This window comes from Prosthecobacter debontii, from assembly GCF_900167535.1.
Lineage (GTDB): Bacteria > Verrucomicrobiota > Verrucomicrobiia > Verrucomicrobiales > Verrucomicrobiaceae > Prosthecobacter > Prosthecobacter debontii.
Window position 1 is genome coordinate 34346 of record NZ_FUYE01000011.1, and the last position, 14059, is coordinate 48404.

The 14059-nt window shown below is 55.9% G+C and carries 13 protein-coding genes; 3 read left to right on the forward strand and 10 right to left on the reverse strand.

The genetic code is table 11. The annotated features are described in order from the left end of the window. Window positions 1-11: 11 nt before the first annotated feature. The 4 genes from B5D61_RS16040 to B5D61_RS16055 all read right to left on the reverse strand — a co-directional run bounded on the left by B5D61_RS16040 (window position 12) and on the right by B5D61_RS16055 (window position 2690). Window positions 12-590 carry an NADH-quinone oxidoreductase subunit C gene (locus tag B5D61_RS16040; RefSeq protein WP_078814429.1) on the reverse strand — a complete coding sequence of 193 codons (579 nt, stop codon included), beginning with the start codon at window positions 588-590 and terminating at the stop codon, window positions 12-14. 56 nt (window positions 591-646) lie between these two features. Beyond that, window positions 647-1183, reverse strand: a complete 537-nt coding sequence (gene nuoB / locus B5D61_RS16045) for an NADH-quinone oxidoreductase subunit NuoB (RefSeq protein WP_078814430.1) — start codon at window positions 1181-1183, stop codon at window positions 647-649. Between the two features lie 122 nt (window positions 1184-1305). Next, window positions 1306-1914, reverse strand: coding sequence for a septal ring lytic transglycosylase RlpA family protein (locus B5D61_RS16050; protein WP_078814431.1), 609 nt, complete (start codon window positions 1912-1914; stop codon window positions 1306-1308). A 71-nt stretch (window positions 1915-1985) separates the two neighbouring features. Beyond that, complete coding sequence (locus tag B5D61_RS16055) at window positions 1986-2690, reverse strand: alpha/beta fold hydrolase (RefSeq protein ID WP_139373304.1); 705 nt, start codon at window positions 2688-2690, stop codon at window positions 1986-1988. A 160-nt stretch (window positions 2691-2850) separates the two neighbouring features. Here B5D61_RS16055 and B5D61_RS16060 point away from each other — a divergent pair, with 160 nt between their 5' ends. The 3 genes from B5D61_RS16060 to B5D61_RS16070 all read left to right on the forward strand — a co-directional run bounded on the left by B5D61_RS16060 (window position 2851) and on the right by B5D61_RS16070 (window position 6857). Then, window positions 2851-4455, forward strand: a complete 1605-nt coding sequence (locus B5D61_RS16060) for a fucose isomerase (RefSeq protein ID WP_078814543.1) — start codon at window positions 2851-2853, stop codon at window positions 4453-4455. 101 nt (window positions 4456-4556) lie between these two features. Further along, window positions 4557-5753 (forward strand): exo-alpha-sialidase, encoded by a 1197-nt coding sequence (locus B5D61_RS16065; RefSeq protein WP_176159476.1) that lies wholly within the window; start codon window positions 4557-4559, stop codon window positions 5751-5753. Window positions 5754-5888: 135 nt separating this feature from the next. Further along, window positions 5889-6857 (forward strand): glycoside hydrolase family protein, encoded by a 969-nt coding sequence (locus B5D61_RS16070; protein WP_217699003.1) that lies wholly within the window; start codon window positions 5889-5891, stop codon window positions 6855-6857. Between the two features lie 38 nt (window positions 6858-6895). Here the strand turns inward: B5D61_RS16070 and B5D61_RS16075 are convergent, their stop codons facing one another. From B5D61_RS16075 to B5D61_RS16100, 6 genes are all read right to left on the reverse strand, one after another. After that, the gene (locus B5D61_RS16075) at window positions 6896-9082 is read right to left on the reverse strand and encodes an RICIN domain-containing protein (RefSeq protein WP_139373305.1); all 2187 of its coding nucleotides are present in this window, start codon (window positions 9080-9082) and stop codon (window positions 6896-6898) included. Window positions 9083-9147: 65 nt separating this feature from the next. Beyond that, a complete protein-coding gene (locus tag B5D61_RS16080) occupies window positions 9148-10107 on the reverse strand; it encodes an alpha/beta hydrolase (RefSeq protein WP_078814436.1) in 960 nt (319 codons plus the stop codon). Between the two features lie 89 nt (window positions 10108-10196). Further along, complete coding sequence (locus B5D61_RS16085; protein ID WP_078814437.1) at window positions 10197-11081, reverse strand: sugar phosphate isomerase/epimerase family protein; 885 nt, start codon at window positions 11079-11081, stop codon at window positions 10197-10199. 21 nt (window positions 11082-11102) lie between these two features. Next, the gene (locus B5D61_RS16090) at window positions 11103-12428 is read right to left on the reverse strand and encodes a sulfatase (RefSeq protein ID WP_078814438.1); all 1326 of its coding nucleotides are present in this window, start codon (window positions 12426-12428) and stop codon (window positions 11103-11105) included. Between the two features lie 17 nt (window positions 12429-12445). Then, on the reverse strand, window positions 12446-13246 hold the full coding sequence (locus B5D61_RS16095) for an SDR family oxidoreductase (protein ID WP_078814439.1): 801 nt from the start codon (window positions 13244-13246) through the stop codon (window positions 12446-12448). A gap of 89 nt (window positions 13247-13335) precedes the next feature. Further along, window positions 13336-14013, reverse strand: a complete 678-nt coding sequence (locus B5D61_RS16100; RefSeq protein WP_078814440.1) for a 3-keto-alpha-glucoside-1,2-lyase-like domain-containing protein — start codon at window positions 14011-14013, stop codon at window positions 13336-13338. Between the last annotated feature and the right edge of the window lie 46 nt (window positions 14014-14059).

A 14059-nucleotide genomic window follows, 5' to 3' on the forward strand; every position in this document is an offset into this window, starting at 1 on the left:
GCTTCCCCAAATCAATCAATCGCTCGGCGTGACCGAGGCTCAGCGGCGATGGTGTCATCGGCTCCGGCGCTGGTGACGAAGGGCCCGTCGGCCATCGGGGCGATGCCCGTGAAAGCCACCTCAGGCATATCGCTCGGCTTGCCGGCCAGAGGGAATTCCTTGCGCAGGGGGAAGTAGGGGTAGCCTTCCCACATGAGGATACGGCGCAGGTCGGGGTGACCTGCGAACTTGATGCCCATCATGTCATAGACCTCCCGCTCATGCCAATCGGCTGTGGCCCAGATGTCGCTCACGGTCGGCACGTTGTCCTCTTCGCCATCCGGGATCTGGGCTTTCACGCGCAGGTGTTGGAGATGTCCGTAGCCGTAGAGCTCATAGACCATCTCGAAGCGAGGCTCCTGACCCATATGATCCAGGCTGGAGATATCTACGAGATAGTCGAAGTTCAACTCGTCGCGGCAGTATTTCAGCAGCTTTTTAGCACTCTCCAAAGTGACCTGGACGGTGTGCTCACCACGAAATTCGACCGTGCCGAGGACGGCTGGACCGAATTTGTCTTTCAGAGCTGAAACCATTTGTGCGGCGTTCATGAGAAAGGGAAGGGGGGCTAGACCTGAAAAAGGGAAGACGGCGGTAGCGGTAGGAATCAGGACAATTCCAGTTCGTTGATGAACTCGCGCTTCTGTGCGGCGGTGGATTCTTCGTTTTCGATCTTGCGCTGAAGGCGCATCAGGCCTTCCAGCAGTGCCTCAGGGCGTGGAGGGCAGCCAGAGATATAGATGTCCACCGGGATGAGGTTATCGATGCCCTGAAGCACGGCATAGCTGCGATACATGCCACCGCTGGAGGCGCAGGCACCCATGGCGATGCACCACTTGGGCTCGGGCATCTGGTCCCAGATACGCTTCACGGCGAGAGCCATCTTGTAGGTCACAGTGCCAGCCACGATCATGACATCGGCCTGACGAGGGGAGAAACGCATCACTTCAGCGCCGAAGCGGGAGAGGTCATACCGGCTGCAAGCGGCGGCCATCATTTCGATCGCGCAGCAGGCCAGACCCATCGGCATCGGCCAGAGGGAATTTTTGCGCATCCAGTTGATTGCCGCGTCCAGCTTAGTGAAGACGACGTTGCCCTCGATTTTCGAATCGTAAGCGGCGTGAGTTTCAGCAGGGACGACCATAGCTAGAGTGGGAAAAAGGGTGGAACGCCCAAGAAATACGCCCCGGCAACCCCCCCGGCAACCCGTTTGTGAAAGTTTTCACAAGCTGCGGACTTGCCAGTCAGGCGAAGACCTGGCTCCGATTAGAACGTCCGTAATCCGGGAGGTGGGGCACCGGCCCCATTGAAGGCAGGGGCATTGGGAGCCCCCGCTGCGGGCTGTTGCACTTGATAGCCGCCTCCGTTCTGCGGGGTGTAGCTGGGATAACTCTGAGTCGGCTGAGGGGTATACCCGCCGCCATAAGCAGGCTGGGGCTGGTAGGTGGGTTGAGGAGAATAGCCGCCTCCATAAGCCGGAGCTGCCTGATGGGGGGTGCCATAGGCACCGCCCGCCACAGTCTTCGCTGTGACTTCGACCTGTCCCATCTGCATGTAAGGGATGCCGATGTACTGAGCGGCGACGCTGGAGAGATTAATGATCCGCCCAGGGTAATAAGGGAAGCGGTCGTTGATCGTGACGTTGACCTTCCGGCCATTCATGATGTTTTTCACCGTGACCACGGTGCCGAATGGCAGACTGGTGTGGGCCGCAGTGTAAGCCTGCGGGTGGTAAAGTTCACCGGAGGAAGTCGGGCGGCCAGTGTAGTGATCAGCCACGTAGGAGGCCCAGCCCTGTTCGCGATAAGCAGGTGGCCGCGAGGCGCAACTCACTAGGGCCAGCAATGCGAGAGAAAGAATCTGGCGACAAAACATTCTGCTCAGTTCATACACAAAGAACGGTCTGACGTCATCCTTATAATCTAAGAAGCTTTCTCCTATAGATGCTAAGAGGAGACGGAGAGCAGGGTGTCGTCCGGTTCCCACGTCTTGTGGGGTAGAAAACAGCCGTCTTTGAGAAAGCGTTCCACCGCCCGGAGCACTGTGGGTCGCCACATCATGAAGGTGTGATCTGCGGGAGTGACCATAAAGTCCGCCTGTCCCTCTACCCACCCGCCTGAAACCGTTACGATGCCGTCAGACTCGGGTCCCAGGATTTCCCGGAAGAACGGAATCACGGGTTTATTGCCCATGATCACTCCTGTGCCCGGTGGCACGACACCCAGTTGGCGGGGCGTGCTGTTTTCATCCACCCCGAGTTCGTCAACGACCGGACCCAGCAGCCAGCGCGGCCAACGATAGTGAGCCAGCCTTTCCAGCACCTCACTGCCTTGATTCGGTGGCCCGAGCATGACCGTCCGACCCAGAGGGAAACGACGATCCCTGGAAACGGCCCATTGGCGGAAAAGAATCCCGCCAAGGGAATGGGTGACGAAATGAACCCGCTCTCCTGGACGAAGTTGGAGTCGGTCCAAGACGGGCTGGAGACGTTTTTCCACCGCACTCTGGATCGACATCCGACGGGAGGGATAACCCACACTGACCACACGATACCCAGCTTTCCACAACCAGAACCGAACCGGCATCAGGCTACGCGGTGTCCGTCCTAGTCCGTGGATCAAAACCACAGTGTCTTTCAGGCGGTGAGGCATGGACTAGTATACTCACCCGCCCTGAAGAGAGCGTCAACTTACTCAATGCTGGCAGGTTGTCAGGAAAACGGATGAATCAAGAATCGTCAATCCTCCGGCAAGAATGAGCAGCAGGGAGGAATTGCCTCTGGAACTGGCTTTGAGACAAGCTCAGCCAACCATGCCAACCCGCCGATTCATTCAGCTCGTCGCCAGCGGTGACCTCCGCCTCTCTGCCAACCAAACCTGCTGGCCCGCCCAAAAAGCCATGGAGGATGCGTTGGCTAAAGCGCTCAAGGCCGAAGGTTATGAGATCAAACGTGCGCATCCCTACGATGCCAAGAAAAAACACGGTTTCATCGCCAGCCAGCGTGAAGGAATTGAGGTTTTCCGCAACATCGATCCAGATGCGCCGCTGATTGTGGCTGAGGCAGTATGGCAGTATTCCCATCACGTTTTAGCAGGGCTGACCACGCATCGGGGACCGATCCTCACCGTCGCTAACTGGAGCGGCCAATGGCCTGGCCTCGTCGGATTGCTCAACTTGAACGCCTCCCTCACCAAGGCGGGGGTGCGTTACTCCACGCTTTGGAGCGAAACTTTCACGGATACGTTTTTCAAAAATGGACTCAAGGAATGGCTGACCACCGGCACGGTGACGCATGATCAGTCTCATGTGCGTCCGTTGTCGCTTCTCAAGCTGCCTGCGGATGAAGAGCAAGTGGGCCGTGATTTTGGTCGCCGTTTTCGCCAGAACAAAGCCATTCTGGGGGTCTTCGATGAAGGATGCATGGGCATGTTCAATGCCATCATTCCTGATGACCTCTTCCACGCGGCGGGCTGCTTTAAAGAACGCCTCAGCCAATCCACTTTGTTCGCAGCCATGCAGACGGTGAGCGATGGGGATGCCGCCGAAGTCTATGCCTGGTTGAAGAAAAAGGGACTGCAAATGCAGTTAGGTCAAAATGATGCGATGGAGCTGACGGAGCCGCAAATCCTCCTGCAATGTAAAATGTACATCGCTGCAGTTCGTTTGGCGGATGAGTTTGGCTGTGATGCCATCGGTATCCAATATCAGCAGGGATTGAAGGATCTCACCCCGGCCAGTGATCTGGTGGAAGGTATGCTCAACAACGTTGACCGTCCCCCGGTGCGCAGTGCGGATGATAAACGAATCTTGTTTGAAGGAGAGGCCCTGCCGCACTTCAATGAGGTGGACGAGTGCGCTGGGCTGGATGGCCTTGTGACCTATCGTCTGTGGCGAGAGTTGGGCTTTACGCCGGAAAACACCCTTCATGATCTGCGCTGGGGCCAACAATACGGCGATGACTATGTCTGGGTGCTGCTCATCAGCGGTGCTGCGCCGCCCGCTCATTTCATCGGTGGTTGGAAGGGGGCGAGCACGGAACGACAGCCCTCCATGTATTTCCGCCTGGGTGGAGGTACTTTGAAGGGAGTTAGCAAACCCGGACACATTGTGTGGAGTCGTGTCTTCGTGATGGATGGGGTCTTGCATTGCGACATCGGTGTGGCGGAGGTGGTGAAGCTGCCTGAAGCGGAAACCGAGCGCCGCTGGCAGGAAACCACGCCGCAATGGCCGATCATGCACGCGGTGCTCAAGGGTGTGAGCCGGGATCAGATGATGGCGCGACATAAGTCCAACCATATCCAGGTCGTCTATACACCGAACGCCAAGCAAGCCCACCGTGCGGCTCGCATCAAGGCCGCCGCCATGGCCGAACTCGGCGTTCATGTCTCCCTCTGTGGCGAGGTGAAAGCGAGTTAAGCCTTCACCGCTCGAAACATCCTTGCCGGAAACCCGTTTGATCACTGCTAGCCGGTGAGCAAATGGGTGTTTTGTAATCGTCTCGGCAATGCCTGATGCCTATGAAATCATTCCTTTACCTGGCTACAGTTCTCCTCGCAGTCGGTGTGAACCATGCTGCCGATCTCCCGCCCATGCTCGATCTGCCAGGCGTTGGCCAAGACCCAGATCGGATTGACTTTCAGAAGCTACCGGTTCTCAAGGGAGATCATGGCTTGGTAACGCATGGCGATGCCCAATGGAAGTTCCGGCTGCATAACTACTTGGCTTATCATGAGGGGAAATACTGGTGCATCTGGAGTCATGGACCCGTCATCGAGGACAATCCCACTCAGCATGTACGCTTTGCCACGAGTCCGGATGGTCTTCAGTGGAGTGACGATCACATCTTGATGCCGTCATCTCCTCAGAAAGGCTTTCGCTACATCGCTCGCGGATTATGGGTCAGGGAGGGAAAATTGATCGCCATCGCAAGCCATGATGAGGCTTTCGATGATCGTGGGCGAGTGCACTTTTTCGGCAAAAGCCTGAAGTTGATGGCGTGGGAATGGCAGCCTCAAACTCAAACGTGGAAAGAGCTGGGAGTCATGATGGAAGACGCCATCAATAACTTTCCTCCTCAAAAAATGCCTAACGGAGAGTATGGCATGCTGAGGCGAGATCATGAGCGTAAGGTGTCCATGATGTTTGGAGGCGTGACTTCGCCTTTGGATTGGAAAGCCGTGCCTCTCGTGGCTTACCAAAGCGAGGATGGCTTTCGCCCCGAAGAGCCGGATTGGTGGTCACTTCCTGATGGTCGCTTGCTTGGGCTCTTTCGGGATAACAGTGGATCCTTTCGTTTCTATCGCGCTCTTTCGAGTGATCATGGCCGTACCTGGACGAATCCGGAGAAAACCAACTTTCCCGATGCCACCAGCAAGTTCTTTGGCCTGCGCACGAGTCAGGGGTATTACGTCTTGATCTCGAACGCGAATCCCAAGCAGCGTAACCCTCTCTGTCTCTCCACCTCGGAGGATGGAGTCACCTTCACCCGCATGGCAGCCTTACCGATTCCACAAACGTTGCCTGCAGATCCGAAGATCCAGCAACCTTTGCGCGTGGGACCTGTGGAAACTTTCCAATACCCGCACGTGGTAGAGCAAGATGGGCATTTGCTGATCGCTTTCTCGCGGCGCAAGCAAACCACCGAGGTGATCAAGGTGGCGCTGGCAGAGGTCGATGCACTTCGTTCCAACAAGGCTCCTTATCCCGTCCGCTAGTTGCCCGCGAGGCTCCCTTTAACCCAGATGATGCGATCACTCCTCATGGCTGGCTACCTTACGTTCTTGGGTGGCATCTCGTGGAAATCATGTTTCGGAGCAGAGGATGCACGACCGGCTTTTCAACCTGTGGGCATGTGGAGTTGGGACAACTGGTTCGTGCATGATGGTAGCCGCTGGCACGCCTTTTATCTACAATTGCCCAAAGCCGTCGGCCTTGATCGACGGTGGAAAAACAATGACTTCTACAAACACGTCGGGCATGCCACCTCCAGTGATCTCTTGCATTGGCAGGATCAAGGCCCAGCTCTAGGAGCGCTCTCGGGCACATGGAATGATCGCCACATCGCGACAGGCAGCATCATCAAACATCAGGGACGTTGGTGGATGTTCTTCACGGGGCGTGGCACCGCAGGAGACGGCGTGGGCTTGGCTCTCAGCGATGACCTGACGAACTGGAAGACAGAGCCTCAGCCGCTCTTTCCATTGATTGACACCTTTGCAGAAAAAGGTGACTCGCCCTTCGAATCACCATGGCAAGGCAAATCCCAGCGCTGGATCGGCATCAGTGATCCTTACATCTTGCCTGAAGTCCATGAGGGCTGGTTTTACATGGTCCTTTGTGCACGTGTCTTGGACACACCCTTGGCGCAGAGTGGTTGCCTCGCTCTGGTGCGTTCTCGAGATCTGCGTCAGTGGGAGTCTGCAGGGATTCTGGCATGGCCGCAGTGTTTTGAGCGGATGGAAACCCCCCAGTTATGGCAGCGGGAGGGGCGCTGGTATCTCTCCTTCGGCGGTGTGCTGGACACGGCGTGGGCTCAAGCACATCACGCTCAATTACCTGAAGCTGTACGGGGTCAACGCAGCCATGAAAACTATGTTTATCACCTGCCAGAATTAACAGCTACGGCACAGGAAGCAGATCTTAACCACGTTGCTATCCCGAAGGGTCATTACATCATGAAAGTCCTCCCCCTGAAGGAAGGCCGAGATGTGGCAATTTTCACTCACAAGAGGGATAATGACTCAGGTATATCGAGACCTTACCCAGTGAGCTACGGAGCCAACGGAGACCTTCAAATAGGCATCTCCAAGGAGAGGTGAATGTTAGATATCCATTTGTGAAACGCAGAGTGAACTCGCTATAGTCTATTCGGATTCACCTTCGTCCAAGGGCTCCAGGCTCCCAGGGCATGCTGCTGGATCTTGCGCTTCCAGATTTTGTTCATGCAGAAGGCGTAGAGGATGTCTTTGTTCTTGCCGCCGATGGCAACACCCGTCACGCGGCTGCGATCAGGGACCGGCAGGATGATTTGCGTGGGGCCATCATCGGCGCTGATTTGAATGCCGCTGCGGGTGGCGGAAAACTGCCGACCTTCCTGAGAGTAACACACCGACTCGGCACCCGCGTCATCATCCCAATCGGCTACATGCAAATGAAAGAAACGCTCTTTGTGCGTGAGGGTGCCATCGTCGTTGATCTGATAGCTGTAGATCCATTTGGAGTGACCTTCGGCGACGGAGAGAAGCCATTGATCCGGGCGATTGGCCAGACCGGTGGCAAACTTGATGCCTGCATCCACCTGCTTTTTCTGGCCGTCTTTGATGAGCCAAACACTGCCGCCGTTGTTCGGTTTACTATCGTCATTACTGGTGACGTAAAGGCTGCCATCCGGCCGGGCAAAGATGGAGTGACCCTGGATACCTTCCATCACGACGCTGGCCTTGCCGGCGATGTCGTAACGCATGAGTTGCGCTGACTTCTCGGAGATGGTGTAGAGGGTGCCGTAGGGACCCACGGTGACACAATGGGCATGGCCGGTGTCTTTGGCAAAGACGCTGACTTTGCCCTCGGTATCGATGCGATGAATTTGATCGTTGGTTGTATCGGCAAAGAAGACTTCCCCCTGCGCATTGGTGGAGGGGCCGCGTGTGCTTTTGAAGCCCTCGGCAGCGAGCTGCCACCCCTCGTCGGGGATGAGGATCTCCTGAGCACGGGGTGCACTGGGGCCTGCTTTGACAGGAGCTGGCCAGTCTCTCCAAAGATAGGCCATGGCTTCGCGCCAGTAATCCATGTATCCAGCCACATGCTTGCCCTCGACGATGCGGAATTGGTAATCATAGCCCGAGAACTTCAGGGCCTTGTCCATCTCCTGGTCCGTGAGGAACCAATCGCCAGCCGCGTTTTCCATGTCATGCGTGGCGGTGGTTAGGAAAGAGCGGATGGGTTTGGCCTCAAATTTCCGCACCAAGATGGGAAACTCATGCCCTCCACGGAAGGCCACCCAACTACCGCTGGCGGCATAGACACGGCTAAACGCTTCGGGTCGATTCCATGCGGCGGTGAAGGCCGTAATGCCACCGCTGCTGCCGCCGGAGATGCAGCGGTCATTGCCGCTGGTGCTGAGGTTGAGCTGATACTCCTGGGCCACGAAGGGCAGCAATTCTTCATCGAAGAAGCGCACGTTGTTATCATTCACGGCATCGTATTCAAAACAACGATTACGCCGATCAACAGTGCCTTTGACGGGAGAGGGGAGTGTCCCTGGTCTGACAAAAACCCCCACTGTCACAGGGATCTCTCCCGTCGCGATCATCGTTTCCATGAGCTCTTTTTCTCGGGGATTATAACCGTCGGTTTTCACATACACGCAGGCAGGTTTACTGGCATCGTACTGAGCCGGAATGAAGACGGTGACATCGCGGACAGTGCCCGGGAATACCTTGCTCTGGGTAAAGCGGAACTCTTTGATGCTGCCTTCCTTGATGGCTTCTGTTGCGATCTCGGGTGGCTGATAACCTGCGGGCTCTTCCGCTGTCTTAGCTACAATGCCGGTGCCCGCGAGAGGATGGATGAACCACTGGAGATGCGTGTCGTTCTCCCGATAAGTCCAGAGGTCCACTTTAGCCCCCGCTTCCTTCTTACCACCGAAGTGATCCAAGCCCATGCCAGCGGCGTGTTTAGGTGTGAGCGTGTAGGAGCCATTGTCATGCTTCTGGATGGACCAGAGTTGAGCATCAGACTTGTTGTACTTCTCGATGGTGACCTTCGCCCCGTTCTTCTTTTCAGCATTGGCGACGGTAAGCGCCAGGGTTGGTGTCAAGACGGGCATCACCCAATACCAGCCATCACCTTTGGGATCGAAAATCCACTTTTGATTGGCCGCTCCATTAGGTTTTTGAATGGAGACGACATCCCCCTCTTGAGTCCCTCCAACAGCTTCCAGAACGAACTCAGGTGCACTGGCGGAGACGATTTGATACGCGCCCCAGTCCTCAGCGAGAACGAAGCTAGTGAAAAGGCTGAAAGTGAGCAGCAGGGATTTCATGAAGGTCAAGATGAGGGGCGTCTTGGCCCGCAAACAGGCCTAACGAGTGATGTTTAAATGCGAATCTACTTTTCCGGATCCACCGCGAGTTCAGCTTCCGGCACGAGCTCAATCTTCACGTCTGTGCCCTTCAGATACTTATCGAAAAAGTTCTGCATGAGTAGCATCACCTGAGGTCTGACAAAAGCTGGCCCGCCATGGCCAGAGCCGGGGAGCTTTTGTAACCACACTTCGACACCTTTCGCCTTCAAGGCTGCTGCCAGTTGCTCACTCTGCGCATAGGGCACCAGAGCATCGTGTGTGCCATGAAGAATGAGGAAAGGAGGCGTGTCTTGGCTGACATAGTGGATCGGACTCACGGCCTTGCTCTTGGGTTGATCGTCGAGCCGGGTGCCGATGAGTGACGAGTAGGGGTCACTCGGGGTGTTGAACTGGAAGATGTTCTTCACATTCGAGTCTGCTTCCGCCTGCTGCACGACGGTGGTGAAATCCGCCGGGCCATAGATGTCACACACGGCCTGGACACGATCGGTTTCGGCTTCGTTAGCCCCGATAGGTGTAAAAGCCTTCTTCCCACCTGAAGTGCCGACCAACGCGGAAAGGTGTCCGCCTGCTGAACCTCCGACCACTCCCACATGCTCGGGATCGAGATGGTATTTTTCGCGGTTGGCTCTTAGCCAGCGAATGGCCGCTTGGCAGTCTTGAATTTGCGCCGGGAAAATCGCTTTCTGGCTGAAACGATACTCCACACTGGCCACCGCATAACCACGCATAACCATCACGGAGATGGGACACGGAAACTTGCTGCCTGCCCGCCAGCCACCGCCATGGATGTGTACGATCAGTGGAAGGGGTTTGTCGGGTGCTTTCTCAGGGAGGTAGAGATCCAGCTTCTGCGCCTCATCACCTCCTTCGATGTAGGCGATGTCCCGTTCCATCCGAATTCCCGCAGGAAGGGAAACCGGTTTTTTTTCGGCAAAAGCCAAACACACCAGAAGGGTGAAGGTCAGGAGCAGCGCTTTCATAACAAAATCGAGGATCAAAGAGAAGGCACCCGAGAAAAACGAAGGGCGAGGTCTCGGCTTAACAACTTTTGCAATGTCTCAACCGAGCATCAGCCCCAATGCTGGGCAATTTTACGCTTCAGGAAAGCGACGCTGCGCTCGAGTTGATCCATACCATCCACTCCATCTTCGATGCTGATCCAGCTATCGAAGCCCTTACTCTTCAGTTCGGTAAAGATGGCGTCATAGTCATTGAGGCCCTTGCCAATTTCACCATGCCGGAGTCGTTTGGCATAACCGAGAGCACCGCCTTCCTCTTTGCGGAGATCTTCGATGGTGCCTTCAGCCAAATAACGATCGCTGGCATGCATCGTGACCACGCGGTGCGAGACGCGTTTGAGCAACTCAATGGGATTCTCTCCGGCGAGGTAGGTATTGGAAGGATCGTAATTCACACCGAAGTTGGGATGATCCACCGCAGCGACCAACTTGCAGAAGATATCCATCTTTTGAGCAAACTCGGGGTATTCCCAGAAATCGTCTTTGTAGTGGTTCTCTAGAATCAACGTGATGCCCCTCTCTTGCGCGTAAGGCAGGCAAGCGTGAATAGAATCGGCAGCGAGTTTGACGCCTTCATCTACACTCAGTTCAGGGCGGCGCTGACCACTGAGCACACGGCAGTAACTGCCCCCCAATACCTGCGTCATATCAATCCAGCGCTTCTGTTTGGCGATCTCCTTTTCTCGGAACTCCGCATCGGGATGCGTGAAGTCTGGCGAGCAGCACATCATCGGGATGACTTTGCCCGTGTCTTCGACCTCTTGGCGGAAACGCGGCCAGTTTTTCTCATCGGCCATTTCGAGAAATCCGGCATACCACTCCAGGCCCTGAATATCCAGTTTCGAGGCGAGTTGAATCCATTCGGAAACAGTCATCGTGCCTTCCTTGCAGAGGGCTTGCATGAAGGCTTTGGGGAAGGCGGCGAGCTTAGGCATAAATCAAATAAAATGATAAAATTAGTTAGGCGTAGAAGCGGCGATGTCTTTTTCCCAGGCGTCCAGCTTTTGATGAAGTTCCTGAACGAGGTCGGGGTGATGCTGAATCAGGTTCTGCTGCTCACCCACATCGTCCGTCAGATTGAAAAGGTAACGCTCGCCGGTGGCATACTCGATAAGCTTCCAGGGGCCTTGGCAGACGGAGCGTCCCTCCTCGACTTGTTTTTTAGGACGTCGGTTGGTCAGCCTCCAGAACAGAGTGCGTGTTTGAGACGGAGCCTTCTGGGTTAGAAAAGGCATCACATCGACACCATCTTCATGCTGAGCGTCAGGTCCTAGTCCGGCGAGACGCCGAAAAGTCGCGGTCCAATCCATGGTGATCCCCATCTGAGCGGAGGTCGTGCCTGCGGGTATCACACCAGGCCACCGCGCAATGCATGGGACGCGCACGCCTCCCTCCCAGATGGTGCCTTTGAAGTCACGCATGGGCGCATTGCGGGAATACGTATGCCCGCCGTTATCCGAGGAGAAAACGACGAGCGTGTTCTCCCGGAGACCAAGTTCGTCGAGCTTGGCGAGCACTTGGCCGATGCCGTGGTCCAGACGCTCCACCATGGCGATGTAAGTTTGCCGATCCCCCTCTTGCCAGGAAGGCTTCTTGGGTTCGACGAGCTTGTTTTCGTCCGTCGGTCCCTGCCAAGGAAAGTGGGGGGCGGCATGGGCCAGATAAAGGAAGAAAGGTTGCTCGCGAGGCTTCGCTAAAAAAGCCTTGGCATCCTCTGTGAGTAAGTCGGTGGTGTAGCCCTGACGTGCGATGGCTTCATTGCCTAACCAAAGATCCGGAACGCCAATGCGATCCATGTGCTGGAAGTAATGATGATTGCCGCCGAGGAAGCCGAAAAAGTGATCGAACCCCTGCTGCAGAGGCCGCCGCTCAAGATCGTAACCGAGATGCCATTTGCCAATGAGGCCGGTGTTATAGCCAGCTGCTTTTAGCGCATCTGCTAAGGTCTCGCCATCCTCAGGAAGACCCCGCCCAAATTCCTGATACGTCACCGCATCCTCCAGACCTAGGCGCTGCTGATAACGTCCACTCATGAAGGCCGCACGAGTCGGTGAACAGACCGAGCCATTGGCATAGAACTGGGTGAAGCGAACGCCTTCTTGAGCCAGTCGGTCGAGATGAGGCGTGCGGATATCGGGGCAGCCGTAGCACCCGAGATCGCCATAGCCCAGATCATCGGCCAGGATGAAAAGGATGTTAGGTTTGGGCGCACCGAGAGCGATGGTGCAGATCCCGAGGAACGCCATCACCAGAATCGGCCAAGAGGTGGTGAGTCGTTTCATAGCAAGGTGATCCGGGTTTATTTGGTCGGGATGGTCGAGCTATCCTTGGGGGGGTTGCGTCCGATGAAAGGATGCTGTTCCAAGTCCATCACCTGTCCGCTGATGGGACCGCTTTCATCCGCCAGCCAAAAGACGGCTGCGGCCGCGATCTCTTCGGGCCAGAGGATGCGTCCTGCTGGTGCATAGACTTTGGGCAAGTCGGTATACCAGTCCTCTTTGAGGCCGTGCTCGCGTTTGCGTTGGGCTTCGTTTTCGGTGAGTACCCAGCCGGGGTTGATCTGATTCACCCGCACGCCGTTTTCACGCATCAGGGTGTCCCCGAGATTCCGTGTCAGGGTCATGAGGCCCCCTTTGGAGATGCTGTAGGGCAGCAGATTCGGCTCGCCACTGTAGGCATTGACGCTGCCGATGTTCAGTACGTTCCCACGGGTCTTGGTGAGCTCAGGCAGGGCTGCCTGGATGAGGAGAAAGGGAGCCAAGGTATTCACCGAGATCATCTTCATGAAGAAGGCAGCATCGGTGTCGTGGATATTCCCTTGGGAAACCATCGCGGCATTGTTCACGATGGCATCCAGCTTGCCGAAGGTCTTCACCGCCAGATCCACCAGTCGCTGAGGGCAACCTTCGGCCGTGAGATCTTCAACGTGGGCGACCGCCTTGTGGGAGCCGAGCTCAGCCACAACGTTGGCGGCAAGATCGGCTTCAAGCCCATGGATGATTACCTGGGCGCCTTCGGCGACACAGCGCTTGGCGATGGCCTTACCGATGCCTGTGGCGCTACCGGTGACGAGAATGACTTTATTGGCGAGACGTGACATGGAGAAAGGTTGGCCGGGTTTGAGGTTGGCCCATTGTAACGAAGGCTTGGCGCCAATCTCCACGTCAAAGTCTATGTGAAATACGACAACTACTTCGCAGCCGACTTGAGGCTGAAGTCGTCGTAATGAACGTCCACGGGGTTGGTGGTGAGGCTCACCAGAGACTTGGTGTCATGGGCAATCCCTTCCGATTTGAAGCTGCCGACATCTTTGCCATCAATGCTCACCAGCAGCTCATCACCTTGGGTTTCTACGACTAGGGTGTGCCATTCTTCGAGGCTCAGTTTGACGGGCAGGCGCTTGGCTTTGCTGGCCAGCATCTTCTTTTCATCCGCCGTCAGTTGATTGGCTTTCTTCCGATCATACAGACCGCCAGTCAGATCAAAACCCCCGGTCTTAGCATCCGCCAGATTGACGCTGGTCGGGCTGATGGTGGCCTGGCAGATGTGACCTGCATGGGAGCCTTTGTAGTTCTTGTCATCGAACCAGACGTTGAAGCTTTTGGCCTTGTCGCTGACGAACTTGAACTTCACCGACACCTGGAGGTCTTTTTCACCGTCGAACTTGATGTTGTCCACCGCACTGTGGTCGGAAGTCGGAGCGGTGATACCCACCAGCACGCCGTCTTTGACGACACTGGAGCTCTTGTAGTGTCCCCAGCGAGGCCCGAAGCCATCGCTGGAAAAGTCATCGGCAAAAATGACGCGAGAGTAATCCGCAGCGAAGGCGGCGGTGGAGAGGAGGGAGAGGCAAAGAAGGGTCTTCATGGGCAGGAGAAAACGTGCCCCAAGACCACAACTAGCGAGAAATCCT